The sequence below is a fragment of the Vibrio sp. K4 genome (assembly GCF_051122595.1).
GTDB classification, from domain to species: Bacteria; Pseudomonadota; Gammaproteobacteria; order Enterobacterales; family Vibrionaceae; genus Vibrio; species Vibrio owensii.
In genome coordinates, this window is sequence record NZ_CP178577.1 from 1,567,365 (window position 1) to 1,593,070 (window position 25,706).

The 25,706-nt window shown below is 45.2% G+C and carries 30 protein-coding genes; 14 read left to right on the forward strand and 16 right to left on the reverse strand.

From position 1 onward, the window contains the following. Window positions 1–27: 27 nt before the first annotated feature. From ACLIIY_RS07085 to ACLIIY_RS07095, 3 genes are all read right to left on the reverse strand, one after another. On the reverse strand, window positions 28–525 hold the full coding sequence (locus tag ACLIIY_RS07085) for a hypothetical protein (protein ID WP_434528394.1): 498 nt from the start codon (window positions 523–525) through the stop codon (window positions 28–30). Window positions 526–739: 214 nt separating this feature from the next. After that, on the reverse strand, window positions 740–1,648 hold the full coding sequence (gene nagK, locus ACLIIY_RS07090) for an N-acetylglucosamine kinase (protein WP_009706081.1): 909 nt from the start codon (window positions 1,646–1,648) through the stop codon (window positions 740–742). A 173-nt stretch (window positions 1,649–1,821) separates the two neighbouring features. After that, a complete protein-coding gene (locus tag ACLIIY_RS07095) occupies window positions 1,822–2,571 on the reverse strand; it encodes a tRNA-uridine aminocarboxypropyltransferase (RefSeq protein ID WP_009706080.1) in 750 nt (249 codons plus the stop codon). Window positions 2,572–2,754: 183 nt separating this feature from the next. On the opposite strand from ACLIIY_RS07095, the gene ACLIIY_RS07100 reads away from it, so the two are divergent. Beyond that, window positions 2,755–3,573 carry a sterol desaturase family protein gene (locus ACLIIY_RS07100; RefSeq protein WP_434528395.1) on the forward strand — a complete coding sequence of 273 codons (819 nt, stop codon included), beginning with the start codon at window positions 2,755–2,757 and terminating at the stop codon, window positions 3,571–3,573. Between the two features lie 35 nt (window positions 3,574–3,608). Continuing rightward, complete coding sequence (locus ACLIIY_RS07105; RefSeq protein ID WP_434528540.1) at window positions 3,609–3,794, forward strand: DUF7661 family protein; 186 nt, start codon at window positions 3,609–3,611, stop codon at window positions 3,792–3,794. Here ACLIIY_RS07105 and ACLIIY_RS07110 read toward each other — a convergent pair. The 8 genes from ACLIIY_RS07110 to ACLIIY_RS07145 form a co-directional block, all read right to left on the reverse strand. Next, window positions 3,767–4,225, reverse strand: a complete 459-nt coding sequence (locus ACLIIY_RS07110; protein WP_039840910.1) for a GNAT family N-acetyltransferase — start codon at window positions 4,223–4,225, stop codon at window positions 3,767–3,769. The genes ACLIIY_RS07105 and ACLIIY_RS07110 overlap by 28 nt on opposite strands. 17 nt (window positions 4,226–4,242) lie before the next feature. Then, on the reverse strand, window positions 4,243–4,461 hold the full coding sequence (locus ACLIIY_RS07115) for a hypothetical protein (RefSeq protein ID WP_005441533.1): 219 nt from the start codon (window positions 4,459–4,461) through the stop codon (window positions 4,243–4,245). A 42-nt stretch (window positions 4,462–4,503) separates the two neighbouring features. Then, the gene (locus ACLIIY_RS07120; protein ID WP_020197396.1) at window positions 4,504–4,884 is read right to left on the reverse strand and encodes a hypothetical protein; all 381 of its coding nucleotides are present in this window, start codon (window positions 4,882–4,884) and stop codon (window positions 4,504–4,506) included. Between the two features lie 201 nt (window positions 4,885–5,085). Beyond that, window positions 5,086–5,412 carry a YceK/YidQ family lipoprotein gene (locus ACLIIY_RS07125; RefSeq protein ID WP_045411076.1) on the reverse strand — a complete coding sequence of 109 codons (327 nt, stop codon included), beginning with the start codon at window positions 5,410–5,412 and terminating at the stop codon, window positions 5,086–5,088. A 149-nt stretch (window positions 5,413–5,561) separates the two neighbouring features. Continuing rightward, window positions 5,562–6,038, reverse strand: a complete 477-nt coding sequence (locus tag ACLIIY_RS07130; RefSeq protein ID WP_434528396.1) for a hypothetical protein — start codon at window positions 6,036–6,038, stop codon at window positions 5,562–5,564. Then, complete coding sequence (locus ACLIIY_RS07135) at window positions 6,035–6,451, reverse strand: NUDIX hydrolase (protein ID WP_434528397.1); 417 nt, start codon at window positions 6,449–6,451, stop codon at window positions 6,035–6,037. The genes ACLIIY_RS07130 and ACLIIY_RS07135 overlap by 4 nt, the downstream gene beginning before the upstream one ends. Beyond that, the gene (locus tag ACLIIY_RS07140) at window positions 6,441–6,854 is read right to left on the reverse strand and encodes an NUDIX hydrolase (protein WP_434528398.1); all 414 of its coding nucleotides are present in this window, start codon (window positions 6,852–6,854) and stop codon (window positions 6,441–6,443) included. Before ACLIIY_RS07140 ends, ACLIIY_RS07135 begins: the two co-directional genes overlap by 11 nt. A gap of 193 nt (window positions 6,855–7,047) precedes the next feature. After that, entirely contained in the window at window positions 7,048–9,081 is a 2,034-nt protein-coding gene (locus ACLIIY_RS07145; RefSeq protein WP_434528399.1) for a methyl-accepting chemotaxis protein, read from the reverse strand. A 140-nt stretch (window positions 9,082–9,221) separates the two neighbouring features. Here ACLIIY_RS07145 and ACLIIY_RS07150 point away from each other — a divergent pair, with 140 nt between their 5' ends. Then, the gene (locus ACLIIY_RS07150) at window positions 9,222–9,710 is read left to right on the forward strand and encodes an NlpC/P60 family protein (protein ID WP_009706073.1); all 489 of its coding nucleotides are present in this window, start codon (window positions 9,222–9,224) and stop codon (window positions 9,708–9,710) included. Between the two features lie 34 nt (window positions 9,711–9,744). On the opposite strand, the gene ACLIIY_RS07155 is transcribed toward ACLIIY_RS07150, so the two are convergent. The 3 genes from ACLIIY_RS07155 to ACLIIY_RS07165 form a co-directional block, all read right to left on the reverse strand. After that, a complete protein-coding gene (locus tag ACLIIY_RS07155) occupies window positions 9,745–10,089 on the reverse strand; it encodes a DUF3802 family protein (RefSeq protein WP_005427720.1) in 345 nt (114 codons plus the stop codon). A 140-nt stretch (window positions 10,090–10,229) separates the two neighbouring features. Beyond that, window positions 10,230–11,192: a GGDEF domain-containing protein gene (locus tag ACLIIY_RS07160; protein WP_020197995.1), complete on the reverse strand. Its 963-nt coding sequence runs from the start codon at window positions 11,190–11,192 to the stop codon at window positions 10,230–10,232. Further along, window positions 11,192–12,160, reverse strand: coding sequence for a response regulator (locus ACLIIY_RS07165; RefSeq protein ID WP_434528400.1), 969 nt, complete (start codon window positions 12,158–12,160; stop codon window positions 11,192–11,194). Before ACLIIY_RS07165 ends, ACLIIY_RS07160 begins: the two co-directional genes overlap by 1 nt. Before the next feature lie 224 nt (window positions 12,161–12,384). Between ACLIIY_RS07165 and ACLIIY_RS07170 the strand changes: the two genes are divergently transcribed. After that, window positions 12,385–13,251: a fructosamine kinase family protein gene (locus ACLIIY_RS07170; protein ID WP_039840916.1), complete on the forward strand. Its 867-nt coding sequence runs from the start codon at window positions 12,385–12,387 to the stop codon at window positions 13,249–13,251. A gap of 252 nt (window positions 13,252–13,503) precedes the next feature. Then, window positions 13,504–13,698: a CPXCG motif-containing cysteine-rich protein gene (locus ACLIIY_RS07175; RefSeq protein ID WP_005427574.1), complete on the forward strand. Its 195-nt coding sequence runs from the start codon at window positions 13,504–13,506 to the stop codon at window positions 13,696–13,698. A gap of 115 nt (window positions 13,699–13,813) precedes the next feature. On the opposite strand, the gene ACLIIY_RS07180 is transcribed toward ACLIIY_RS07175, so the two are convergent. Continuing rightward, complete coding sequence (locus ACLIIY_RS07180; RefSeq protein WP_285375751.1) at window positions 13,814–14,425, reverse strand: riboflavin synthase subunit alpha; 612 nt, start codon at window positions 14,423–14,425, stop codon at window positions 13,814–13,816. A 281-nt stretch (window positions 14,426–14,706) separates the two neighbouring features. On the opposite strand from ACLIIY_RS07180, the gene ACLIIY_RS07185 reads away from it, so the two are divergent. Both ACLIIY_RS07185 and ACLIIY_RS07190 read left to right on the forward strand, forming a co-directional pair. Next, complete coding sequence (locus tag ACLIIY_RS07185; protein WP_009706068.1) at window positions 14,707–16,077, forward strand: MATE family efflux transporter; 1,371 nt, start codon at window positions 14,707–14,709, stop codon at window positions 16,075–16,077. Window positions 16,078–16,182: 105 nt separating this feature from the next. Then, window positions 16,183–17,199, forward strand: coding sequence for a DUF3080 domain-containing protein (locus ACLIIY_RS07190; RefSeq protein WP_434528401.1), 1,017 nt, complete (start codon window positions 16,183–16,185; stop codon window positions 17,197–17,199). A 7-nt stretch (window positions 17,200–17,206) separates the two neighbouring features. Here ACLIIY_RS07190 and ACLIIY_RS07195 read toward each other — a convergent pair whose 3' ends face one another. Next, complete coding sequence (locus ACLIIY_RS07195; protein WP_005440958.1) at window positions 17,207–18,049, reverse strand: DNA ligase; 843 nt, start codon at window positions 18,047–18,049, stop codon at window positions 17,207–17,209. A 317-nt stretch (window positions 18,050–18,366) separates the two neighbouring features. Here ACLIIY_RS07195 and ACLIIY_RS07200 point away from each other — a divergent pair, with 317 nt between their 5' ends. From ACLIIY_RS07200 to ACLIIY_RS07230, 7 genes are all read left to right on the forward strand, one after another. Next, on the forward strand, window positions 18,367–18,687 hold the full coding sequence (locus ACLIIY_RS07200) for an STAS domain-containing protein (protein WP_005440957.1): 321 nt from the start codon (window positions 18,367–18,369) through the stop codon (window positions 18,685–18,687). Window positions 18,688–18,715: 28 nt separating this feature from the next. Beyond that, window positions 18,716–19,564, forward strand: coding sequence for an OmpA family protein (locus ACLIIY_RS07205; RefSeq protein WP_020198006.1), 849 nt, complete (start codon window positions 18,716–18,718; stop codon window positions 19,562–19,564). Beyond that, window positions 19,561–21,660 carry an SLBB domain-containing protein gene (locus tag ACLIIY_RS07210; RefSeq protein WP_009706064.1) on the forward strand — a complete coding sequence of 700 codons (2,100 nt, stop codon included), beginning with the start codon at window positions 19,561–19,563 and terminating at the stop codon, window positions 21,658–21,660. The genes ACLIIY_RS07205 and ACLIIY_RS07210 overlap by 4 nt, the downstream gene beginning before the upstream one ends. Continuing rightward, window positions 21,660–22,349, forward strand: coding sequence for an AAA family ATPase (locus ACLIIY_RS07215; protein ID WP_041055789.1), 690 nt, complete (start codon window positions 21,660–21,662; stop codon window positions 22,347–22,349). Before ACLIIY_RS07210 ends, ACLIIY_RS07215 begins: the two co-directional genes overlap by 1 nt. 12 nt (window positions 22,350–22,361) lie before the next feature. Beyond that, on the forward strand, window positions 22,362–22,745 hold the full coding sequence (locus tag ACLIIY_RS07220) for an Hpt domain-containing protein (RefSeq protein WP_434528402.1): 384 nt from the start codon (window positions 22,362–22,364) through the stop codon (window positions 22,743–22,745). A gap of 213 nt (window positions 22,746–22,958) precedes the next feature. Beyond that, on the forward strand, window positions 22,959–24,518 hold the full coding sequence (locus tag ACLIIY_RS07225) for a sigma 54-interacting transcriptional regulator (RefSeq protein ID WP_434528403.1): 1,560 nt from the start codon (window positions 22,959–22,961) through the stop codon (window positions 24,516–24,518). After that, window positions 24,493–25,569, forward strand: coding sequence for a glycosyltransferase family 4 protein (locus tag ACLIIY_RS07230; RefSeq protein WP_434528404.1), 1,077 nt, complete (start codon window positions 24,493–24,495; stop codon window positions 25,567–25,569). The genes ACLIIY_RS07225 and ACLIIY_RS07230 overlap by 26 nt, the downstream gene beginning before the upstream one ends. The last annotated feature ends 137 nt before the right edge of the window (window positions 25,570–25,706 follow it).

A 25,706-nucleotide genomic window follows, 5' to 3' on the forward strand; every position in this document is an offset into this window, starting at 1 on the left:
TTATGCATGCAATCTAAAGGCAACACACTATAGCTGAGGCTCTACAATCACGAACTGATTGGTTCCCGCAATTGGCGCATACCAGTCACTGCCTTGAACATAGAAAGTCGCCCCATTAACAGTCACCGTGGTTGCTTCATTCGGCAAGACATCGACTATCTTACCTGCAATCCCCTTATTTGTTACGACAGTGGCACTCGCTGTATTCACTTCACTCTGTACAGATACCGGTGGTTGCTCCACGTAAATATACTGATCGCCACTTCGCTTGTAATAGACATTATCAACGACGGCATAAGTGATCCCCGCAATCACTAGGTAAGTCGCGGTTCTCGGAATTTTATTGTAATGGTATACGCGATGAACTGGCGCTTTATAAACGGGACGGTAGACAGGCTTTACCACCACTACCTTCTTTCCATGCTTTGGTGGCTTAGGTGCTGGAGGCTTGGCAAACGTCGGTGAAACCATACCAAATAATGCGATGCTAAGAACGCCGTAGCGTAATTTTGATGAGTTGAACATCTTCATTCCTACTGTTCGTGGAAGCAATACAAACAGCTTATCAATCGAGAGTTCAAGGGACGTAAACGAAGCGTAAAGCTGGGTAAAGATGGCAGCTTAGTTATACAAAGCAGCAGTATGGTTCGACAAAATAAAAAGCCTCGTTTCACCTTAAAGGAAAACGAGGCTTTCAATGTTGGTCTTATGTGTTTTCGCTTACTGAAAACTCAGACGATTATTTGATGTTTAGGAACGCAGCACCACGTACACCGCCTGAATCGCCGTGTTTTGCTTTGATGATCTTCGGACATTTCGCGACAGAAAGTAGGTACTTAGGAATACGTTTTGGCATCTCTTCGTAAATCAGTTCGAAGTTAGATAGACCGCCGCCTAGTACAACAACGTGTGGGTCAGTCGCAGTAAACAGGTTAGCGAAGCAGATTGCTAGAAGCTCCATAAAGCGCTCAACGTGCTCAACCGCTTTTGCTTCGCCTTCTGCGTGTGACTTAATGATATCGATCGCTTTCTTCTCTTCGCCGTAGTAATGCGCGTACAGAAGCTCGAAACCACGACCAGATAGGTAGCTATCTAGACAACCTTTCTTTTCACAACCACAACCTAGTAGAGGTGCGTTGTCGCCTAGGTGGAACCATGCGTCGATAGGAAGACGTGTATGACCTACCTCACCCGCTACGTGGTTACGGCCAGAGAATACTTTACCTTCGTAGATAAAGCCGCCACCAAAACCCGTACCAAGAATCAAACCTAGTACAGATGGTTCATCTTGAAGGTCTTCATCCCATGCTTCAGACAGCGCGAAACAGTTTGCATCGTTTTCAATTTTTACGCTGCGACCGATTTTAGCTTCAAGATCAGCGCGAAGTGGTTTGCCTTTTGCTGCAGGTACGTTAACCGTTAGTACAGTTGCATCATCAGCATCTTCCATCCCCGGAAGACCAAGACCAATCGTACCCTCACAACCAAATTCCGCATCGTATTTGTTAACCAGACCTGCGATAGTTTCTACCAGCAAATCGTAGTTGTCTGTTGGTGTTGGTACACGTTCAGTTGCTACACGCTCAAGTTTTTCGTTAAACGCACCAAACTCAATTTTAGTGCCACCGACATCAAAGCCGTAATACATGCAATTCTCTCCTAAAAAGCTCAAACGACTCCCAAAAAATGCTGGAGTCAAAAAAGATAAACTCCGAGCATTATCCATATCTGTACGCCTGCAAACCGTGACCGAATGCAGATTTATCCCCTCATCGAAGCCAGTTGAACAACAAGCCATCAACAAAAGTTCATTCCTTAGAGTTAGCTCTCGATTTTAGCCCACTCTTTGAAACGTTTCAGATGCGGTCGAGACCAGTCAGTTTTTACGCGAGTTTTTGTCAGCATGTAGGTTTCACGGAAGGCTTCAAACCACAATTGCAGACACTCCGAAGCTTGCTCTTCACCTGCCTGTTTGAATACTAACGTCGCGACTTCTGCAGTAGACAAATGCTGCTCGTTGTCCGAGCGGCGCATGATGTATTCAGACAATGATTCCGGCTCAATAGAAAGCACAGGCAGAGACTTCAAGAACTCTGAACGGCGGAAGATCTTGCGCGCTTCACGCCAACTGCCATCAATGAAGATCAGTAACCATTTTTTATCTGAACCATCGGATGCCTTCAAACGCTCTGGATTCAAACCATCCAATAAACGCTCAGGCTCATCCACGTAATCTGCTGGGAAGACAACCACAGGTTGATAAGCATCGTTTTCTAGCAGTGCAAGCATCTCTTGAGAAGGCTCAGTACGATTCCATTGATACACGTAGGTCTCTTGAATCGTATCAGCAATTAGACGCCCGGTATTACTCGGCTTGAACACTTCGTTTTCCGATACGATCAGCATGCAGGCAATATTGGATTCGATGTTAGGCTGAATGTCGCACAAACAATATTGCTCAGAAACCTGACAATAAGGACAGCGAACCACTTTGCAGCCACGAGCGTTAAACGGCTTCGTTGAGATAGATTGACGGTGCTGGTATAAACGATGGAAAGCGTGGATTCTCATGGATAGAAAGTACCAGTTGGAATAAGTGCATGTATAAAGTAGAGCGCGATTCTACTTGCATCGCCAGTGAGTCTCAAGAAATGCTCGTAAACGGACGGACATTCACATTCCTTTCTTCTCGGTGAAAGATACGGTGGAGTCTTAAGGTCTTAACAAATAAGCGAATCAATCAAGGAAATTAGCGTGACCGAAACAGCATTTAACGACCCTTCTTGGCTACGACTTAGCATCTTTATTGGTGTTTTGTTGCTGTGTACTCTGTGGGAAAATAAGCTACCAAGAAAGCAGTTGACCGTCGACCGTTCATTTCGCTGGTTTAACAACCTCACACTGGTCGCGCTAAATAGTGTCGTTATTGCCGTTGTCATGCCTATTGCCGCTTTCCAAGCAGCCATCATTGCTTATGAAAACCAATGGGGTCTACTCAATGCATTCACCTTACCAACTTGGCTACATGTGCTGATTGCCGTCGTATTACTCGATCTCATCATCTACCTACAGCATTTAGTCTTCCATCGCGTTAAACCGCTGTGGAAGCTTCACCGCATGCATCACGCCGATCTGGATATCGATGTCACCACAGGAACACGATTCCACCCGATAGAAATCATTCTTTCAATGATTGTAAAAATCGCTGCTGTTTTCGCTTTGGGTGTGTCTCCTATCGCCATCGTGGTGTTTGAAATCGTATTGAATGCTAGCGCGATGTTTAACCATAGCAATGCAAAGCTTTCACTGCCTTGGGATGCGACGTTACGCAAATTGGTTGTGACGCCAGACATGCACCGCGTGCACCACTCTGTCATCGTGCGTGAGACACATTCAAACTTTGGTTTCTTCTTGTCGATCTGGGATCGTTTGTTTGGCACTTACCGTGCTCAACCGGAGTTAGGTCATGATGATGTTGTGATTGGTGTTCCAGAGATTCGTGACAAAGACGAGCAAAGATTGGATAAACTGATCACCCAGCCATTTCGTTACAAGGAAAAGTCTTCCTCATGAGCAGTTCAATGAAAGTGAATGTGTTTGGAAAAATCATGCTTGCTGAATGCAAAGATGGGATTTGGACGCTTTATATCGATTCGGAAACTTCGATAAAGCGCCCTATCAGAGATTTTGTAGTGCCGCCCTTTCTCAATGAAGACGAGTTACTGACCTACCTAGATGATATGTATCACGAGCACGCGACTGCATCTCATCCCAATGTATTTCGGATTGAATAGCCCAGTTTAACTTCCGTAGCTGGACGACCATTGGTTAACGAGAACAACGAAGAGGACTCTGTTTGCAGCACTTCAAAACCGAGTGCTTTGAAAATCTCGACATTACCAGTTTCTTCCACACACCAGACACTCAAAGCATTCACTGAGCTATGTAACTTACATAAAGCCACAATCAAGCGACGAGCGATTCCTTGTTTGCGAGATGCACTTTCAACAGCCAGTCCTGATAATTGCAGCTCGTCGTCTGTAAGTTTGACTTTGACGCAACCAACGATTCTACCTTCAAGATAATAAGCATAATTGACCCATTCATCTTTGCTTGAAGTCGGTTTCGCGGCTTTATTTGGAGAGTAGATTGCTCTCAATTCTTGAAAGCAATCTCTAGTAAGGGATACTACCGAAGGGTTTTCACTCGAAACGCGTTTAAGCATTTTCTATTTTAATGAGCTTAGGCTTTAATTAAATCGCGTTTTTTGTTTGATTGGGTCACACCAACAAACAAACCGATAATCCCAAGAACAATTGAAGAGATGGCGAACACGCTCACATCTTGTTGTTTGTTGATGGCAGCGTACACAAACGCAATGCCAAAAAAGATTGCGCCAAAACTAAAGCCCGATAGCGCGGCAAAAACACCGAAGCTCGCCAGCTCCTTAAAGTTATCCATAACACTTCCCTGTTTAAAAATACGTATTGTCGAATAAAACAATTACCGGAATATCTGACGTGAGTGGCGATGCTTTTGCGAATTCCACAGCCAAATTGATACTCCAATAGAAAACCCTAACAACAACGTTTGCCATTGCAGTTGTCCACTGCTTTCCAATACGCCCAATCCATAGTGCGCATAAGAGTTAAAGCCTACGCTGCTCAACATAATCAATAACAGTAAAACCAGCCCAGTCCGGCGGTGCCTAATCAGCAAATAAACGGCGAGTAAATCAAGGAGGCCAAGAGCGCTCCAATACATGTTTAACCAGCCTGGGGCAAAATCGTAAGGCAAAAAGCCATCGACAATATTGTCGTAAATGTGGATGACACCACCCACTGTCAGGCAAAGGCATAGGAGAAACAGTACGAATTTATCCATTATCGTTTCCTTTCCTTATCTGAATGAATGCGCAAAGCATATAGAAATCAGCTAAATAATTGTAATTTCGACGCCATTTTTGAGAGCGACAGTGCCTTTAAACCGTACGTGAGAGGTTGAAAGAACAACAATGGCTGCTCTTCCTTATCAATTCGCTCCTGATAAAAGCATAGCGTTTGGTTTGATGGTTCGCTTGAAAGCTTAGTTAACCTCTATTGGCCCTTTCTGTGCCTGCATCGTTATTGTGTATGGTAGGAATAAAGTATCAGCCAACGCTGAAAAAGCAGTATCAAACACAAAGAAAGGCACCCCATCTAGTTTGGGACCCGTGTTTTCAGAATAGCTAGGCTCACCATTCAACAAACACATGTTGTAATTCACCCCACTGTAAACTCTTGGTATTTCCTTGCAGTAGCTCTGCTTCCCCTCATGAGCGATTCTCACATGATTGTTTGTTGGGTTTAGGGTCTCTATTGTTGCACAACCTTGCGACGCAATGGCTGCCAATATGACGAGTCGTTTTTTCATGAACTTTCCTTGTTTGTATTTCCTTCGTGAGAATGATTTACGTACTTCTTTGTTTACTGCTGATACTCGTGAGATGTGACGTTTGGATGTGGTTTAGAAGCTGCAACAAATCTCCAGTGAAATTGTCGTGAACGAGTAATAGTCGAACGTCAATCTTGTTCCCCCTCTTTAGACTTCGCATCAATGAACACAAACTTCATCGAAGGCGGAAAGATAAAGGAATCATCACACCGATAACCTCTTAGCCACACACCATCATCCCGCTTACGCAGATACAAACCTCTGGGATAGGTCTCTTCCTGCTCAAGAGCCGAAGAAGCGAGCGTTATGTATTCGTCTTTTGTGAGCAAAATACCTTGAAGTAACAAGTATGGTGCAACGGCGAGCGAACAAGGCTCTAGCCCTTTCTGAGCTCCATGAGTAAGAAGCTCAGCCAACGTTGCTCCAAATGAAGCACCTAATTCCGAAGGCGTTACTATCGATAAAGACAAAGTCTGAGCATGTTGTTTGGTTTGTATCAATTGATCTTCAAACAGCTGTAAGGCAAACGGATTGAATTGAATGCGTTGATCTTTGAGTTCTTGAAGCAACTCTGCATTCGTGTGATTACCGATTTCAACTTTCACTTAATTGCTCCAAGGCGGATAAGCTGACGAACTTGCTCTAAAGCACGCTGAAAGACAGGGTGCGCATGGGAGGAAATGTCTTTTGTCACCCCATGCCAAAAGAATTCGAAATCATGCCCACCATCATCTTGAGTGTGGAAGACCCAATGCTCCGGCAACTCTTCACATTCACACAAAACGAAATGCCAAAGCTGCTCTTGAAACCCACTCTCCCAAGCCCCTAAGTAGGTTGTGTGATTGACCAATTCGATGCCCGACTCTTCTGCCAATTCTCTTTTTGCCGCACTGAAGAAGTCGCAATCGAAGAGTTCAACAGTGCCTTTCACCAACTGAACGCCCGCAAGAGGATGTTTGAAAAGAAGAATCTCGCGGTTTTGTTTTCGTAACACCAGAGGACACACTTTATCGACCACAGAGTACCTCCTCGCTCTGAAGGCATATTTGTTTCGCTTCGACTGGAAAGAGAGGCAACATGGCTAGTTCAGTAAAACTCACCCATCTCAAAATATATTGATTGGAAGCCGATTGCCTTTGTTGCTCGGGGCCATTACCTAGCGTTGAGGTAGCTGAGCCGATATGTGATAAGAAGTAATGATCCATTCGGCCTTGATTTTGAATCTGAAACACAGGTGTGAGCGATGTCAGCTCTATAGAGGTCTCTTCTAGAGCTTCGCGTTTCGCCGCTTCAGAAAGAATTTCTCCATCCTCTACACTACCGCCAGGAAACACCCAATAGTGTCTGTCGCCCTTCACTCGTTCAATCAATAAAACTTCTCGGTGCTCGTTTATTAATATCAAACTTGCTCGCTTCGGCATTCATCTCACTCCCTTGATTTAGCGGAACATTCTAACAACCTTGAAGCGATAACAAAGAATTAACAAATGCCGGTGGCACATTTCTCTTGTGCCGTTAATCAATTTGCGATTTGGGTCACTCACTCTTGGCATCAAAAAATAAAAAGGCAGAGCGATTGCCCTGCCTTTGGTCGTATTGGAAGTTCGTTTGGTCTTACCTAATGCTGGAGCAACTCACTTTATGCAGTTCGTATTTATGCAGCATCGCTTGTTGATGCCCTGCGATGTCTGCAACTTGCTCTGAGCTTTCGACCATGGATTCTAATTGGAGTTTGGTGTGCTCACCTTGGTCAGAAATGTGTGTAATGGCTTGCGACACGTCTGCCGTTGCTCGCTCTTGCTCTTCTGTCGCAACAGAAATCTGTTCGACACGTTGTTGGATATGCTGAACCGCTTCGTTAATGTCTGAGAATGCCGATTTCACTTCATCACTCGATTGCATTGCGTAAGACATTTCCTCACGTGAGTCATTTACCGCTTTACGTGAGCGTTCTGCCGCTGCAACTAACTCATTCATCATTTCACGAATATTGGTGGTCTGCTGCGAAGTATCACTGGCTAGCTTGCGAACCTCATCGGCGACGACTGCAAAACCTCGCCCTTGTTCCCCTGCACGCGCCGCTTCAATCGCCGCATTCAAAGCAAGTAAGTTGGTGTTATCAGCAATGCCACTGATCATATCAACCATCTCACGAATCTGTTTTACTCGTTGGTCGAGCTCAATCATGGAGTGTTCATTGATGTTGAGTGAGTTTTCTAGTGATTCCAAACGCTGACGGTTTTGCTCTACCACTGCAACGCCTGTCACTGTGTGTTCCGTCGCTAAATGCGAATCTTCGGAAGAGGCATTCGTCACCGTTGCGATCTCTCTAATCGATGCTTCTAACTGAGTAATGGTCGTCACCATGCTCGCCAGCGCTTCATTTTGCACCGTTAAGCTTTGATTGGTTTGCTCAGCCGCATCGTGGCTTATCTCAGCGGTTTGGTACAAGGTTTCGCAGTTACGTGTGACGGTAGAAATCGAATCGTGTGTTGAATCGATAACTTGGTTGAGTTTGCGTGCGACTTCTTTAAGTTCAAACGGGCCAATCTCTTGCGCCTTATCTCGGAAATCATGTTCCGTTAGCGCGAAGAGACGAGTAAGGATGTTTTTCAAACCTCGATTAATCCAAGTACGAAGGCCAAACCAAGTCACTAAAACCACAAGCGAGATAACGCCAGCGGCAACAACAACCATCAAACTGACGTTTTGAATGGTACTGTGGACAATGGTTTCACGCTCATCAATCAGCGCTGAGGCGGAATCAGATACTTGGTCGAGCAAATACATGGTTTCGTTTGAGAGCTGAGAGGCACGTTGAAACTCGACCTTTTGCTGTTCGCTCTGCTCAAGTTTCGCCAGAATCAAACGCAAAACCCCGTCATCTTTGAAGCCTGTCTGTACCATCTCATAAGGCGCAGTTAGGCTGGCGAACTCAGCCACTTCAGGATGCCATTCTTTGAAGTCATCGTAAGCGAGATTAATACCAGCGATACGGTTTCGCATTTCTCTGTATTCTTGCTCCGCTTTCTCTAGCTCGGTTTGCATCATCATGACCAAGAAGGTGCTTTCCATCGAGCTTGCGGATGCAATGAAGCGATTTGCCGCATCACTCGATTCAGGGTTGTCGTTGCTTAGAAAGGAGCTGATACGGTTCATCTCTGGACCAATCGAACTTAAACCATATCGAAACCCACCTACGGCCGAGTTAATGTCGCTTTGCATCTGAATCACCGCAGACTGTTTCGATAAAATGGAATTGGTGACTTGATGCAACTCAGCAACGTTTTCTTTGAGCATGCTTGATAGATGTTCAGCTACACCGGAAGTTTGCTCTATGAGCCCGTCACTTTGCTGCGCTAACTCTTCAATTTGAGAAGTGATAAGAGGAAGTTCATTCGGGTCGGTGATTTGCATTCCATAGTTAAGCAGTTTGACCTGTTCTAATACGTTCCTTGTGAGTGTCGCATTTGCCATTGCCATGGGTAACGCTTTTTGAGACAACTCTTCAAATTGTTCGCCAATCTGTTCCATTCCTTTGAAACTTGAGACAGAAAGGGCTATAACAAGTGCGATGATAGTTAAAAATGTTGCACTGATAGTCTGAATCAGTGAAAGAGAAAGGCGTAAACGTTTGCGCTCTGTCATAATCAATTTATGTTCTTTCTTGGTTTTGAATCAACTTTCCGTTTGTTCGTCACATAAGTGAGACAAAAACGTGATTTTCAGCCCATAGTAGGCATTGGTTATGACACTAATATTTCAGTTTTAAGTCATGGAGATGACCTGTGTACAAAGTACGTCGTATATTTTTCCCTTTAATAATCAGTACGCTACTTAGTGCGTGTTCTTCTGGCCCAGACCCAGAAACGCAAGTAAACGCCTCCCTTCCAGTCAACCAACTTCTGTCTGACAATCAGGACTTGTTTCAGTTTTTTAATGAATGGGAAGGCACGCCCTATCGTTTAGGCGGTACAAAAAAATCAGGCATAGACTGTTCTGCGTTTGTACAAAAAGCCTTTGTCGAGGCATACCAAATGTCATTACCGCGAACAACGCGCCAACAGTCTAAACAAGGTGTTGAGATGAGTTGGTCTGATGCGCAGCAAGGCGACTTGGTGTTTTTTAAGACCAGAAGAAGCACATACCATGTCGGTATCTACTTAGGTAATAAGCAGTTTATGCACGCTTCCACATCGAAAGGCGTGATCATTTCAAGAATCGACAACCCGTATTGGGCATCGAAATTTTGGCAAGTGAGAAGAGTTACAATGTAACTCTTCTTTGAATAGAAATGACGAGAGATTGGAATCAGTCGTAGGTCGCGACAGCTGTATCGAACAAGTTCTTCACCAACGCGATGTATTCATCTAAAAAAGCGATCTGTTCATTGGTCGCTTTTTTCGTCCACACACCCGCAAGCACTTCACCCAAATCCTCTACTACCGCATCAGCTTCTTTTAGTAACTTAAAGCGCACACTTGAATGCAATTCTGGGTTTTGTTCGAATATCGCCATGATGTTCGACGCAACCATGTCAGTCACGACATCTTCAATGCTTTCTGATCCTGTGTCACCGATTTCAGACGTGAAAATATCTAAGTTAAGTGACAAGTGCTCGATTAGAGCGAGATATCCATCGGTTTCTACAACCACTGTTTTTCTCCGTTTAGTGCAAGCCTTCGAAGCTGAAAGCGAAATAGTTTCAATAGTAAGACATGCCGAGAAAATTTCATTAACTTATTTCATATTAATAAGCATTGATGCGTTAACTGAATGGTTTTCAACCAATTAGGTTAGTCATCTTCGTGACAACAGGTTTGATTTCGTCCATTTTCTTTAGCGCGATATAACGCAGCATCGGCACTCTTAAGCCATTGTGTGTGACTCTCGAAGTACGATTTATACTCGCAAACGCCGATACTTATCGTGTAGTTAATCAAAAAGTCTTCAACTTTCACGATTTCTTGCTCGATTCGCTTTCTTAAACGCTCTGCAAAATAGCTCGCCTGTTCTTGATTGGTATGTGGCAGTAAAACAGTAAACTCTTCCCCACCGAAACGCCCGCAAACATCACTGCTGCGAGCCGTTTTACGCAATAAGCTAGATGTACGACGAATCACTTCATCGCCAGTATGGTGGCCATAGGTGTCGTTGACCTTTTTAAAGTGGTCAATATCAAAGATTACCAACGAACTTGCCCCTTCAATGACTTTGAGTTGGGCAAACTCTTCTTTCAATGACTGCTCCCAGTACGCACGATTAAACAATCCCGTGAGACCGTCTTTACGACTGATTTCAGAAAGGTGCTGGTTGGTTTCTCTCAAATGAATACGGTTACGCGCGGTTTCTGACACATCGTTGATTTGAATCGCAATGTGGCTCACTTCTCCTGAGAGGGAGCGCAATGGCGTGATCACAATGTCTTGGAACATCAGGTTGCTGCTGTTTGAAACCGGCGAGAAGTTGTTGAACTTAAAAAGATATGGTCGGTTTTCCCAGCTAGAGAATGAACGCGTCTCTAAATCCGCCGACGTTTTCAGCTTGGTCTCTAACCATGTTCGGGGTAGATCTTCAAAGTGATCAAATAAGCACTCACCTAAGATGTTTTGCGACAGGATACCGCTGTAAGACTGCATGAAACTGTTCCACACACAGACTTTATACTCTTGGTCGAGTACGATAAGTCCAGAGTCCATGGTATCCAGAATTTGGGTAACCCAGTGAAAGTCTGCTATGTCCAGCGTAATTTCGGACATTAGATTAACTCCATGATTTCATAGATGATTTCTACGGATGATTTATCTATCAAAAACAGAACTTCACACTCGAAGTCGAGTGCCTCTGCCATGTAGGTGTATTCGATGGTAAAGAGTTGGCCAGCTTCGCCCTTTTCTTCACTGAAAGGCGTAATGGTTTCAATGATACCTGGCTGACGCAGAGAGAATTGCTTATCCAGTTGGTTACCTAAAGAAGTTAGGAAAGAAGAAACCAACAAGTTAGACACGTTTAAGATGATTTCATTGTGTGGCGTAAACTCTAATAAGTACCCCAACCGCTCACCGATTTGGTTGATGTCTTTACCGCGCAAGCAAACCAGTGCTTCACCGTGGATACCACCACCGACAAATCGCTGGGCAACCGCCACAGAACTATCACGCCCGATCACATCCACCAGCGTCATATGAAGCTCGCCATAAGAAAGCGGTCCTACATGAGGCACAGGCAGTTGAATAAATTCGTGCAGATGGTCCGCCATGATTGCTGCACCTTTACCTAGCGCAATATTGGCCACCTCTCGGAACTTAGACAATGGGGTAATTTCTATGTTTGGCGTTGGTTCAACTTCAACACTAGAACTAAAGGCGTAGTGCAACCCCAGACTTTCATATAAAGGAACGACTTGTTCTTCAGAGAGAGGTTTCGCAATAAAGTCTATTGCACCAAGATCTAAACAACGTTGTTTGGCTTCTTGCTGGACGTCACCCGAAACGATGACAATCTTAGTTTGATGTTGGCTAACAGGCAGAGACTCTAGTACCTCGAATCCGTCCATTATTGGCATCGTCAAATCGAGAAACAAAACGTCAATATTTTGTTCCGCTAGGATTTTCAACGCCTCGTGACCATCTTGGGCTTCGAGAAGGTGCAATGATGTATCTTGTACGATGGATCGGGAAATCAACTTTCGTGCGACTGCCGAATCATCACAAATCAGTATTTTCATGCCACCAATGGAACTAAAGTCAAAAAAATTATAATACTCGTTGTATCTCAATAGCTCCATATGTTAAGTCGATAAATCATAGAGTTATAGGCGACATGATTCACACTTATGCACATTTTTCACTATGACCGACGTATTTATTGTCGAAGTTTGCTCAAGTGCGCGTCAATCTTCCGCCGTTTATCCTAAACTATTGTTGGTCAAATAGATGAGCGAGGTTTTGTATGTGGCAAGCAATATCGCAACAGCTTTCTGATACCTTAATGTTTGAATATCAAATCACCGAGAAAGTGAAACTTTCAGGCGGCGACATTAGCGAAAGCTACATGATCAATGACGGAGAGCAACGCTATTTCGTCAAACTTAATGATCGGGATTTCTTAGCCAAGTTTGAAGTAGAAGCGGAAAGCCTTCACCTTTTGCGTGAAACCTCTACTCTATTTGTCCCTGAAGTCGTTTTAGTCGGTAAAACTAAAACGCACTCATTTATTATCCTTAATTACCTCCCAACCAAACCGCTTGAAGATGCCAGCAACAGCTTTAAGTTTGGCCAACAACTGGCTCGCCTTCACTTGTGGGGTGAACAAAAAGAGTTCGGTTTCGACAGCGATAATTATATCGGGTCGACACTTCAGCCAAATCAATGGCACAAGAAATGGTGCGTCTTCTTCGCTGAGCAGCGGATCGGATGGCAATTACAATTGCTGAAAGAAAAAGGCGTATCTTTGGTTGATATCGATGACTTTATTGACGTCGTGAAACAGCTTTTAGCAAATCACTCACCTCAGCCTTCTCTTTTGCATGGTGACCTGTGGAATGGAAACGTTGCACTGACCCCTGCAGGACCTATTAGTTTTGATCCAGCCTGTTACTGGGGAGATCGGGAATGTGACCTCGCCATGACCGAGTTATTTGGGGGTTTCCAACCTGATTTTTATCAAGGATATGAATCAGTTGCACCACTTTCGGTTGGCTATGAAGAACGTAAAGATATCTATAATCTCTATCATGTTCTTAACCATTGCAACCTGTTTGGCGGACATTATCTGGAACAAGCGCAATCGATAATTAAGAAGATAATTTCTTATTGATTTGGAAGGAAAAGATCATTGCTGAGTGTAAATTTTCGACGCATATCACTCTAGAGAAAGACCCCAAGCCCAACGTTGGGTTTGGGGTCAACTTTTGTACTTATTTCGACTCAATTAGCAACAAGAGCACCTAATATTCTAAGTAACTCGGCTTACGTTGTATCTCTAACCCTAAGAGACAAGCGAGTAAATAAGGGCTGTATTTTCTCTACAATAAAGTATTAAAAGCCCTGCAATACTAGGAGTTTTTGTATGCAAAATTACACTGAAAGACATGTGAAATGTCCCCACTGCGGGCACTCAATCGGCATCACTCTCGATGCAAGTAATGGTAACCAAGAGTTCTATGATGACTGTCCGGCTTGTTGTCATGCGATTCACCTCAACATGAAAGTTGATGAGTTGCAGCAAAAGGTCGAATTGTTCATTGACGACAACTACGAGTAGGAACTCACATCCCCCCTAAAAACAGAAGAAACAAAAAAGGAGCCTCAAGTGCTCCTTTATTATTTTTACCCTGTTACGTTTGCCTAGTTAAACAGAGTAGCTATTCCTCGCAGAACTAGAGCTGCTTCGCAGCCAATACACGTTCTACCGTATCAACAATTGCTTGCGTTTGTGGATCGAATTCTACGTTGATTTTTTCACCCACTTGGCGACGACCAAATAAGGTTCTTTCGAGCGTTTCCGGAATTAAGTGTACTGAGAAACGGTTGTCTTCGACTTCACCAATGGTCAGTGAGCACCCATCTAAGCCAATGTAGCCTTTAGCAAGCACGTACTTCATCGACTCTTCTGGCAGCGTAAACCAAATGGTGCGATTGTTTGGCGTATCAATGACTTCTGCAATTTCTGCCATCAAGCTAATGTGACCAGACATGCTGTGGCCGCCAATCTCATCACCGAACTTTGCTGCGCGTTCAATGTTGACGCTGTCGCCTTCTACCAATTCGCCTAGGTTGGTCAGCGCAAGTGTCGCTTGCATTAGGTCAAAGCTGATTTGCGATCCTTCGATTTTCGTTACGGTGAGGCAACAACCGTTGTGCGCGACAGACGCACCAATTTCAAGACCTTCACTTAATGCGCCTTCCAGTTCAACAACGTGAGTTTGAAAGCGATCTTTCTTGTCGATATGAACGACTTTAGCCGTACCCTGAACGATTCCTGTAAACATTCTTTTTACCTATTTGTTAGAAGCGACTGATAGCCAAGCTAAACGTCCGCCGATTGTTTTTACAATCGTCTATCAATTAACCAAAAATCCACATCTTGTGGGTATGGTATCTGAGCATACAATTGTTTATCATCTGCGCGGAGTTCCACCGAGGCATTTTTTCACCTTATAGTGACTAAAATCAACCATCAGATCAGTTCATCACATCTTTTGTCCTCGAGCACTCTCTTTCGATTCAAATTATTTCTTTTACAATATATTGTTCCGCTCTGGAGTATTTCGTGCATCGTTATAAAGAAGAAGCATCGAGTCTTATTAAATTAGCCACCCCTGTGTTGATCGCTTCTGTCGCGCAGACGGGGATGGGCTTTGTCGATACCGTAATGGCAGGTGGCGTCAGCGCGACGGACATGGCTGCGGTATCTGTGGCTGCAAGTATCTGGCTTCCATCAATTCTATTTGGTGTGGGTTTATTGATGGCGCTTGTACCAGTGGTTGCTCAACTAAACGGTTCAGGTCGCCGCGTTAAAATCCCATTCGAGATCCAACAAGGCATTGTGCTTGCCCTACTGATCAGCATTCCAATCATCGGAGTGTTATTCCAAACCCAGTTCATTCTTGGGTTAATGGATGTCGAGGCAGCAATGACAGAGAAAACCATTGGCTATATCCATGCGGTTATTTTTGCTGTACCAGCGTTCTTGCTGTTCCAAACTTTACGCAGCTTTACTGATGGTATGTCGCTAACGAAGCCTGCGATGTTCATCGGCTTTATCGGCTTGATGCTGAACATCCCACTTAACTGGATTTTCGTTTACGGTAAATTCGGTGCACCTGCACTAGGCGGTGTGGGCTGTGGTGTTGCAACCGCGATCGTCTACTGGGTGATGTTTGGCTTACTGCTTCTTTACGTAACCACTTCTGCACGACTAAAAAGCATCAATCTTTTTGGCGAGTTCCACAAGCCTCAACTTAAGGCTCAAATTCGTCTATTCAAACTGGGCTTCCCTGTCGCTGCAGCGTTGTTCTTTGAAGTGACGTTGTTTGCCGTGGTTGCGCTTTTGGTCTCTCCACTCGGTTCGATCATTGTTGCCGCGCACCAAGTAGCAATTAACTTCTCTTCACTTGTTTTCATGCTACCAATGAGTGTGGGTGCTGCGGTGAGTATTCGCGTTGGTCACCGCTTGGGTGAAGAAAACGTTGATGGTGCACGTGTTGCTTCTCGCGTAGGTGTGATGGTTGGTCTTGCTCTTGCGATGATGACGGCAATTCTAACTGTTGTGTTCCGTGAGCAAATTGCCCTGCTTTACACCAATAACCCTGAAGTTATCGAACTGGCAATGGTGCTACTGCTGTTTGCAGCAATTTACCAATGTACCGATGCAGTGCAAGTTATTGCGGCAGGTGCTCTGCGCGGTTACAAAGACATGCGCGCGATCTTCAACCGTACCTTTATCGCCTACTGGTTGCTTGGTTTGCCAATCGGCTACGTGTTAGGTCGTACAGACTGGATTGTTGAGCCTATGGGCGCACAAGGTTTCTGGTTAGGCTTTATCATTGGTCTATCGTCGGCTGCATTCCTACTAGGTATTCGCTTGCGTTGGATGCACCGCCAAGACCCAGAAGTGCAGTTGAATTTCTCTCAGCAGTAATTCAAACTTCGACTATCAAATCTTAAAGCCAGCGAACGCTGGCTTTTTTGATCTCTCCCGCGCGTCACAAAGTATACTTATCTAAGTGATTAAAAAGGAAATGCTGTGAGAAATTCACTTGTTGCTACGGCGCTTTTATTATCGACAAGCTTACTCACTGGGTGTAACGAATGGTTTAACCCAGAAAAAGCGATATTCGAAAAATACAATCAACGCTTGGCTAACGTGTTAGACACATCAGAATCTGACCTAGAGGCTTCTCCAGCTGTCACTGTTCCTGAGAAAAGAGAACTGTTTCAAGAGCTCCCTCGCCTATCACTTGGCCTATTGGAAAGCTATCAATTGCGTCAATGTGGTCTATTCAACTTGCTCGCAGAAAAAAACTCGCAATTGGGTAAAGTCCAAGACGCCTTTTACGATTTCGACTATCAAACCAATCTGCTCAGAACGCTGAATGGTTGTTTGAATGATTACCCATTGAGTGACGAAGAAAGCACAAAACTTAACGGTTTGTACGATCAGAAATGGCATCACCTAACCGTACATCTCGACAATATGTTGCTGACTAGCGATGCCATGCGCAAGCAATTAACCGGGTCTGAATGGTTGCCGATGGAGAGCAAAGACCAAGTTGCCCACGTACGAGACGCTTTCATTGCTTTGGATGAAATGTACCAAACACCTTATCGCACCCTTTCTCGCTTACCCGACGTAACGATAGTGAACTATCAAGAAGAGATTGAAAAAACACGTCTCGTTGGACGACTGTATTACACCTTGATTGATGCGACCCGTTGGCTAGAACAAACCACACAAATGCTCGAAGCAAACCAAGACAAAATTATTTGTGGTGCTAACCGAGATACCACGCAGTTCCGCTATTTGAGAAACGTATTTCAGTCGATTTATGTCGGCGAGGTTCAACCTTACATGGCGTTTGTCGACAGTACTTATCAGCAGCTCGATGGCGGGATTAAATTAGTCGAACAAAGAATGGCTGCACATGGTGCAAATTACGGTATTGAAAAAGCACATGACCAATTTCGACAAAAGACATTGGAGCATGTGCAATTCTGGAAAGACTTATTTAAACGCTGCGGTGTGAGTGTTGGCAATCAGTAGCTTCGATTTATTGTGGAACTCGCTCTCTTAAGAATCGGGCAAATCGTGGTTTTCCATTATGGGTATAGCCGTTAAAACGAAATGTGATTGTCGAGCCGATTCGTGGCGGCGACTTTCTTACATCATCGGTAAAGCCACTGCCAATATAAAACTCTGTGCCATTGCTCAAACGCACCAATAACGCTCCCATCATTCCCAGTAAACGTCCGGTCCCTGGCTTGTAACCGACCACTAAGGCTTCTGCATCTTCAAAGCGTTTGAGCTTGAGTAAATCACTGCCTCTTCCTGCCTGATAACGGCTTGATACCTTTCTCAACATGACACCTTCACCGTCAGATTGCGAAATTTGGTCGAGTTGTTCGAACAAATGTTTCTCATCTTGAATTGCACGATGCTCAACGTACTTAATATGAGGCGCGTCAATCGCAAACACTAGGTCCTGAATGTTGTAGTACCGTTTTCTGTAATCACCAGCCGAATAAGGCATATCAAACAGCATGAAGTCGATTCTTTGCCAAGCACTGTCTACCGGTGTTCTGTCTAAAACCGTCTGCTGAACAAGATGGAAGTTACCTCGCCCTGCCCACAATTCGCCATCTAAAGGATAATCAGGTAACACTCGGATAAACCAATCTGGCGCGTAGATGCGATTTCCATTTCGTGTCACTAGATGTTGTCCCGTCCAGTACGCCCGAATGCCATCAAGCTTTTCGCTATACCAGTACTGGGATACATCTATTCCGTCTTGATAGGAATCGGCAAGTGAAACAGGTGGTAGTAAGTTGGGATCAGCTTGAGGCTGGGCGGAAGCTATTACAGCGAGGGCAATCAATGTCATTCTTAATGGCATGCGGGAACCTTGTACGAAAAAGCACCTCTATTGAACCGTACCTCTCTGTAAACGCCTAACCCACATTTTACGTTCTACGACTCAACGCAATACTCATAAGCAAATAAGTGCAACTGCATACATAAAGATCAGATCGGATTAGCATTTATAAACCCCTAAAACGATTCACTTTTTTGATTCTCATATTGAGAAAAACCAGATTTTCAATATGAAACATCGCTCTACACTTATTTAATGCTATGTAATTAAAGGATTTTTTATTTGGCACGTTCCCTGCTCTATCCAAATCAGGAAATCGAATAAATGGAGAAAGCATCATGGAACTACGTAAACTTGAAACTACCCCAAACACGCTAACTATCGAATTTTTTGGTGACCTCGATGCAAAAGGCTGCCGTCAAGCACAACATCAAATTGATGAGGTGATTCACAGTGACGATCACAAGGAAGTAGAAATCAATCTGCAACACGTCCAATTTCTTGATTCTTCAGGGATTGGTGCCATTGTTTATCTATATAAGCGCCTAGTTGAACGTGAGCGTAGCATGATTATTGAAAACGTATCGGGACAGCCATTGGAGATCATGAGCCTGTTACGCATCAATCACGCTATCCCGGTCAATTCAAAAGGTCATTAAAAAAATACCGGTTAATACGGAGGTTGGCATGGTGAATCTTTTACGACAAAGTGTGTTTTGTAGTCTCGTTGTCGGCATGTTTGGTTGCTCAACGTTTAACTACCCTGATCATGGCAAGGGTGGCATGGCTGAAAGCTACCAAGATATTTCTATCGAGAATTATCAGTTTTCACCAGTGATGCCCGACGAGCCTCTTGGCCCTGAGCACGGTTTACGTTTCGATTGGCAGTTAACCAAGCTGCACTTGGATGCTTTGATTCAAGAAGGCGCACGCTGGTGTTTTCCTGCTGCCGTTGTGCAGGCACTTGAGAAACAAAACCGTATCGCTCGTGAGTTGGAAGGCGGACTGCTCCTTGATGCAGCCAACGACATCGTGATTCAGCGCCGACGCCTAAACCAACTTGAGCAACAGCTCGATTACGTATTGTCGCAAACTACGTGTAAACCACCACAGGACATAGAAGCACTGCGCAGTGACCTAAACATCGTTGCGGACATCTATGACCTCCTGAACGTAGACAATCAATTCGCCGTCGACTCTGCGGAGATCAACCCAAAGTACATGGGACATCTTGCTGAGGCAGCTTATATCCTTCGTGACCATCCATCTTTGTCTCTGGTCGTAACCGGACATGCAGACGCAACGGGCACACCGGAATATAACCAAAAATTGGCTCAAGACCGAGCAGAGCAAGTTAAGCGTTACTTGAACGTATTTGGCATCACCTCTGACCGTGTGCAAACCAAATCTGTGGGCGAAACACTGCCCCTTTACGAAGGGCAAACACCAGCGGTTCGTTTGACTAATCGCCGCGTGAGCATCGAAGTCCTGAACGCTAATTCAGACACAAGCGCAGAAATGGGAGGCACACTATGAGAATACTCAAAGCCATCACCACCCTACTGATGCTGTGTTTAATCACCATAAATACAGCGTGGGCAGCGGAAGATGACGTGGTTAAAGTCGGCGATTTGGTACAAATCAACCTGCCCGGCGAAGCATCTCTGAATAAAGGTTTTCAAGTTGATAAACGTGGCCGCATCAATCTGCCTGAAATCGGTCCGGTTTTTGTTGCGGGTTACAACGAGACTCAGCTTCAAAATGTCATCACCGATAACCTTAAAACTGTGTTCCGCGATGTAAGTAACGCACGCGTATTCATCAAACAACAACAGCTATTGATTTCAGTACAGGGCTACGTGGTTAAGCCGGGCGAATATACGCTTCCATCTGGCTCCAATATTCAAATGTTCCTTTATGAAGCTGGCGGCCTACGTGCTGGTGCTCAGCTTGATAAAATCATCGTAAAGCGTGGCAACAAGAACATTGAGTTCGACTACAAACGCTTTCTCGATACCGGTGACGATTCAAAACTGCCAACTCTAGAATCATTGGACGTTCTTTTCGTCCCTGCTTCACCGTTGGTGGGTAATATTGAACAAGAATTCGATGCAGCGAAACTAGCAAACTCCGGCGACAGTGCCGATTCTGCCCGCGCAATTAAAGTATTCGGTGAAGTAAACGCTCCGGGATCATTTACCTACAAACCTAACACGACACTTGTCGATGTGGTCATGCGTGCCGGCGGTGTTACCCGTTACGCTAGTGTGGAACAAATCCGCGTTATCACCAACAACACGCCAATTATGTTTAACTTAAAGCGCTACCTAGATACAGGCGACCAGAGCTTGCTGCCAGAGATCCTTCCGGGTGCAACCATCTTTGTGCCAAAGCAGGAAGAAGAGATCAAAGCCGGCGCGAACGTGGTTTACGTGATGGGTGAAGTGGCTCACCCTGGAGCCTACGAAGGTAAGAAAGGTGCGAGCTTTATGGACATTCTTGCTAACGCAGGTGGTCCAACACGTTTTGCAGAATCTCGCCAAATCCGCGTTATCAAAGCGGATGGTGGTGTCATCAATTTCGACTTAACCGCTCACACCGAAGGACTGTCTAAACAAAAAGTACCGACGGTTGGACCGGGTGACGCTATCTTCGTCCCTGAAAAAACCGACATGAATGAAAAGTCATGGTTGAAGGTTGCACCAAGTCGTGCGGTCGCTGTAATGGGTGAAGTGGTTCGTCCCGGTCGTATCGAATGGTCAGACGAAATGGACTTGATCGATTTGATTGCCCATGTCGGCGGCCCTACTCGCCGTGCGGACACCAGTAAGATTGAAATCTCCAACAACGGTAAAGTGACCAAGTTTGATTTGGATAAATACATACTACAAGGCTCACCACATTCTAAGTTGCCAAGGGTTTCAGCAGGCACAGTGGTTCGTGTTCATGCGTTACCAGACGACCCATCAGACAACAAATCACAGTGGGTCAGCCAAAGCTCTGATGCATCAATTTATGTGTTCGGTCAGATCAATGCGCCGGGTCGTTACCGCTTTACCAAAGAGATGCATTTCCTAGATATCTTGTCTGCGGCTGATGGTCCTACCAAAGATGCTGATATTCATAACATCCGAGTGACGCATCGTGGTTTGGGTTACGCAAAAGTAAGCAAACTTAACCTGTCGCTTTACTTTGAAACTGGCGATGAATCAATTCTGCCAGATGTACGCCCTGGCGATACCATCTACATTCCAGAGAAAGACAAGAACTGGCTTGATCGCTCTAAAGAATCCACAGTTCGCGTACTGGGTGAAGTACATGCTCCGGGCCGCTATGTCTTCAATGACAACATGACCATTCTTGACCTGCTTGCTGAAGCTGGTGGACCGAGTGACAGTGCTTACGTTGAGAAGATCAGTGTGGTTAACATGTCTTGCTGCCAAGGTCAGGCACGCGTGTTTAACTTGGTTGAATTCAGCAAAACCGCCAACATTTACGACCTGCCTGTGATTCGTGCCGGTGATACGATTTATGTTCCGCACAAAGACGAAAGTTTTGCTGAGAAAGCCCGTGCTGGTTTACGTGACTTGCTACAAATCACCACCACTATAGTGTTAATAGGAGCGCTGTAATGACTATTCCTGCAACACATGCTGAGATTGAGCAAATCTATCTTCAAAGTGAACTCAAGGGCTACAGGTCAATTAGTGTCGTGGCTTGTCAGTCTGAAGATGGGGTTACGTCTGTGGCTTCTGCACTGGCGGAGCGTTTGATTCTTGCAGGTCATAAAACACTTTATGTCGACTTGAACCTGTTCAAGCCCGCTTACAGCACAGTTCATGCTTTTGAAGAAGAACCGGAAGAAGTCGGACAATTGATCTCTCGTGAGGAAGACCATCAAACGCTGGTAGGGTTAACCGTCCCTTCCCTTGCGAGCACACAACTCGCCTATCGCGACCCAACCATGTTGCGAAAGGCGGTCGATAAGTGGCTTGAGCAATACGACCGAGTGGTAATTGACACTTCACCGCTACTGAGCATGAACCGCAGCAACATTCCTGCCCAAGTCGTTGCAGGCGTTTGCGATACTTGTGTACTGGTTGCCAGTTACGGCTCAACGACTACGAGCCAAATCGACCAAGCTAAAAAGCTATTAGAAACCAGCAATGCCAATCTGCTAGGCGCTGTGCTCAACATGAAGCACAACGCAGGTTTAAAAGACGAACTGATTCGTCAGGTGAAAAAACTGCGCTTTTTGCCAGAGAAGCTGAAAGCGAAAATATCGAAACAAATAAAGAACAGCGAATTATTTACCTTATAGGGAGCGCGCACTATGAATACTCAAACTGATGTAACGTTGGAGCAAGAATTGGTTGATGAGTTGATTCTTCAGCAAATGATCAAAGACACCTGTGCGGAAATCATGCCTACCTTAATCGAGCACTATATTGAGGAATCTCGTGAGCGCGTCGAAAAGATTCAGCAGGCACTCAACAGCCAAGACAAAGAAGCGATGGAGTTTGAAGTGCACACGCTTGGTAGCTCTGCACTTGCCTTGGGTAATCGCACTCTATCGCGTCATGCTCGCACCATCGAGAAATACTGTGTTGAAGGTAATACAAAACAAGCTTTTGAGCTTTGCCAATCCTTACCAGAACTGGCAGAACAGTCTTTTACCGCGCTAAACCAAAGAAAAGAGCAAGGGTTTGAAGACTAACAACAAATTTCAGGGATTTAATTAACTAAAAAATAAAGAATTTTCTGCAATCCTCACAGCGTGTGCTAATACTTAAATATAAAGATTCTCAAAATGAGAATCGAAAAGAAGCCATCAGCTTGAGGCAAGAAAAACGAACTTATCATGACAGCATGAACCTCAAGCCGACTTAACGCATTAAAACAACGAATTGAAGAAAGTTGGGAAAGGATTATGAGACCAAGGGTGTTACTGGTAGAAGACTCTACTTCACTAGCCATACTTTATAAGCAGTACGTCAAGGATGAGCCTTACGACATCTTCCACGTAGAAACGGGACGTGAGGCGATTCAATTCATTGAGCGCAGCAAACCGCAACTTATCATTCTCGACCTTAAACTTCCGGACATGTCGGGCGAAGACGTGTTGGACTGGATCAATGAAAACGAGATCCCGACCTCTGTCATCATCGCAACGGCGCACGGCAGTGTCGATCTCGCGGTCAATCTGATCCAGAAAGGCGCGGAAGACTTCCTAGAGAAGCCCATCAATGCGGACCGTTTAAAAACCTCAGTCGCTCTTCACTTAAAACGCGCGAAATTAGAAAATCTCGTCGAGAACATTCAATCAACCTTCGATCGCCACAACTACCATGGTTTTATTGGCTCTAGCCTACCGATGCAAGCGGTATACAAAACCATTGATGCGGTTGCCCCAACCTCTGCAAGCGTGTTTATCGTTGGTGAAAGTGGTACGGGTAAGGAAGTGTGTGCAGAAGCCGTTCACAGACAAAGCGATCGCCGAGACAAACCTTTCATTGCCATTAACTGTAGTGCTATCCCTCGCGATTTGATGGAGAGTGAAATTTTTGGTCACGTTAAAGGCGCATTTACCGGCGCAACCACAGACCGTAAAGGTGCAGCAACGCTTGCCCACGGCGGTACACTATTCCTAGACGAACTGTGTGAAATGGAACTTGAGATGCAGAAAAAACTTCTACGTTTTCTGCAAACCGGAACCTACACCCCGCTTGGTGGCACCAAAGAGATGAAGGTGGATGTTCGGATTATCTGTGCAACCAACCGAGATCCATTGACCGAAGTGGAAGAAGGACGTTTCCGCGAAGACTTATACTATCGTGTGCACGTTGTTCCAATCGATATGCCGCCACTTCGCGAACGTGGTAGTGACATTGTCACACTTGCTAAGCATTTCTTAACCACATACGCGAAGCAGGATAAGAAGAAGTTCAGCAATATCGACAGCGAAGCCCAACATGTGATTAAGCACTATGACTGGCCAGGCAATGTGCGTCAGTTGCAAAACATCATTCGCAACATAGTCGTGTTGAATGACGATGACAAAGTGACTCTGGCACACCTACCCGCTCAACTGACTCGCAAACCGTCAAAAGCACGCACTGTCACACCACCTCATGTTGAAAGTGCTCAAGTAGCCGCGGTAAATCCAGTCACCGCTGCAACGCCAATGCAAGCACAACCATTAGAAAGTGCGCCTGTAGAAACATCCGCGCAACCAGAGTTCGCCTCAACTATGGTTACGAACGAAGCGCCTCCAGCAAGCCCTGCGGCGCAAGTGTCATCGCCTTACTTCAATTCCGATGGCACCATTCGTCCAATGTGGAAAGTTGAGCGAGAGGCGATTCAAAACGCCATTGCGTATTGTGATGGTAACGTGCTTAACGCGGCGGTGATGTTGGAGCTTAGCCCTTCCACTGTGTATCGTAAAAAACAAGCGTGGGAAGCGGATGAAGCTAATCTCGAACAATCTTGAGATCCCAGTTGTCGGCGAAGTTTGGATTCTGCTGGATAGCCGTATTTACGGTGGTATTGAAAGCCATGTAGTCGAACTCGCCACAGGGTTGCAGTCCTTTCATGTTAACGTACGAGTTGTGTTGGTGGTGGAATACGATCCACCAGCACCACTTATCGACAAATTAAATCAGGCTCAAATCCCTGTGAGTTATTTGTGGCACCTGTGCCCAAAGTCAGAACGGTCAAAAACCATTCCAGTCAAACAAATCACTGGCGCGGTGGCCGAGCATCAACCCAGCGTTATTCACACCCATGGTTACAAAGCGGCACTGTTAGCCAGAAGCGCAAAGCTATTCACCCGTACTTTTCCCCGTTTAATTTCCACCTACCACGCCGGTGAAACACCAACGGGCAAAGTTTGGGTGTATGACTGGCTGGACCGATATTCCGCGCGGCTCTCTGATCATAGCTTTGCGGTGAGTCAGGCCATTCAAGACAAGCTCCCTACTCAATCAGAATTGCTCAATAACTTTGTCACGATTCCCGAACAGCATTGTCGTTACAAAGAAATCGCATTTGTTGGTCGCCTAAGCCATGAGAAAGGCGCAGACCGCTTCATCGATATTGCCCGCCAAATTCCTGATGTCGAGTTCTCTATTTATGGTGACGGCCCCGAAAAACCGAGACTCGTAGAAAGCGCACCTACCAACGTGATATTTCACGGTCATCAAAGTGACATGGATGCCGTTTGGCGCAATATCAGCGTTCTCGTCATTTCATCGCGCTATGAGGGCTTGCCAATGGCGGCGTTAGAGGCGATGGCGCGTGGTATCGTTGTGATAAGCCTTGACGTTGGTCGCCTTCCTGATTTGATCCAAGATGGTCAAAATGGATTCCTCGCTCACGATATTCCGGCACTAACCGACAAGATCAATAACTGGTTGGAAATGAGCCATAGCGAACAATACCCAATGCGCCACAAAGCAATTGAGACCATCAAAGCGCACTATTCCTCTCGCAGCATCATTCCTATTCTGATTGAACGCTACCAAATTGAGAATCACACTTGATGCATATCTATTCTCAATTTGAGAAGTTTCGTATCTGATTTTCGCACCCACTGCATTTCCCAATCAAAAACAGACACTTAAAGCAATAGCATATTTTGGCATCTCGGTTGCAATAGCTAATCCAAACAGATTGGCTA

Excerpts from the sequence above, each read along its gene's own strand:
- ACLIIY_RS07085 (WP_434528394.1), bottom strand. The coding sequence starts at position 525 with ATGTTCAACTCATCAAAATTACGCTACGGCGTTCTTAGCATCGCATTA.
- nagK (WP_009706081.1), bottom strand. The coding sequence starts at position 1,648 with ATGTATTACGGCTTTGATGTCGGTGGCACTAAAATTGAGTTTGGTGCG.
- ACLIIY_RS07095 (WP_009706080.1), bottom strand. The coding sequence starts at position 2,571 with ATGAGAATCCACGCTTTCCATCGTTTATACCAGCACCGTCAATCTATC.
- ACLIIY_RS07105 (WP_434528540.1), top strand. The coding sequence starts at position 3,609 with ATGCTTGCTGAATGCAAAGATGGGATTTGGACGCTTTATATCGATTCG.
- ACLIIY_RS07110 (WP_039840910.1), bottom strand. The coding sequence starts at position 4,225 with ATGCTTAAACGCGTTTCGAGTGAAAACCCTTCGGTAGTATCCCTTACT.
- ACLIIY_RS07115 (WP_005441533.1), bottom strand. The coding sequence starts at position 4,461 with ATGGATAACTTTAAGGAGCTGGCGAGCTTCGGTGTTTTTGCCGCGCTA.
- ACLIIY_RS07120 (WP_020197396.1), bottom strand. The coding sequence starts at position 4,884 with ATGGATAAATTCGTACTGTTTCTCCTATGCCTTTGCCTGACAGTGGGT.
- ACLIIY_RS07125 (WP_045411076.1), bottom strand. The coding sequence starts at position 5,412 with ATGAAAAAACGACTCGTCATATTGGCAGCCATTGCGTCGCAAGGTTGT.
- ACLIIY_RS07140 (WP_434528398.1), bottom strand. The coding sequence starts at position 6,854 with ATGCCGAAGCGAGCAAGTTTGATATTAATAAACGAGCACCGAGAAGTT.
- ACLIIY_RS07145 (WP_434528399.1), bottom strand. The coding sequence starts at position 9,081 with ATGACAGAGCGCAAACGTTTACGCCTTTCTCTTTCACTGATTCAGACT.
- ACLIIY_RS07160 (WP_020197995.1), bottom strand. The coding sequence starts at position 11,192 with ATGTCCGAAATTACGCTGGACATAGCAGACTTTCACTGGGTTACCCAA.
- ACLIIY_RS07165 (WP_434528400.1), bottom strand. The coding sequence starts at position 12,160 with ATGAAAATACTGATTTGTGATGATTCGGCAGTCGCACGAAAGTTGATT.
- ACLIIY_RS07170 (WP_039840916.1), top strand. The coding sequence starts at position 12,385 with ATGTGGCAAGCAATATCGCAACAGCTTTCTGATACCTTAATGTTTGAA.
- ACLIIY_RS07175 (WP_005427574.1), top strand. The coding sequence starts at position 13,504 with ATGCAAAATTACACTGAAAGACATGTGAAATGTCCCCACTGCGGGCAC.
- ACLIIY_RS07180 (WP_285375751.1), bottom strand. The coding sequence starts at position 14,425 with ATGTTTACAGGAATCGTTCAGGGTACGGCTAAAGTCGTTCATATCGAC.
- ACLIIY_RS07195 (WP_005440958.1), bottom strand. The coding sequence starts at position 18,049 with ATGCCATTAAGAATGACATTGATTGCCCTCGCTGTAATAGCTTCCGCC.
- ACLIIY_RS07200 (WP_005440957.1), top strand. The coding sequence starts at position 18,367 with ATGGAACTACGTAAACTTGAAACTACCCCAAACACGCTAACTATCGAA.
- ACLIIY_RS07205 (WP_020198006.1), top strand. The coding sequence starts at position 18,716 with ATGGTGAATCTTTTACGACAAAGTGTGTTTTGTAGTCTCGTTGTCGGC.
- ACLIIY_RS07210 (WP_009706064.1), top strand. The coding sequence starts at position 19,561 with ATGAGAATACTCAAAGCCATCACCACCCTACTGATGCTGTGTTTAATC.
- ACLIIY_RS07215 (WP_041055789.1), top strand. The coding sequence starts at position 21,660 with ATGACTATTCCTGCAACACATGCTGAGATTGAGCAAATCTATCTTCAA.
- ACLIIY_RS07220 (WP_434528402.1), top strand. The coding sequence starts at position 22,362 with ATGAATACTCAAACTGATGTAACGTTGGAGCAAGAATTGGTTGATGAG.
- ACLIIY_RS07225 (WP_434528403.1), top strand. The coding sequence starts at position 22,959 with ATGAGACCAAGGGTGTTACTGGTAGAAGACTCTACTTCACTAGCCATA.
- ACLIIY_RS07230 (WP_434528404.1), top strand. The coding sequence starts at position 24,493 with ATGAAGCTAATCTCGAACAATCTTGAGATCCCAGTTGTCGGCGAAGTT.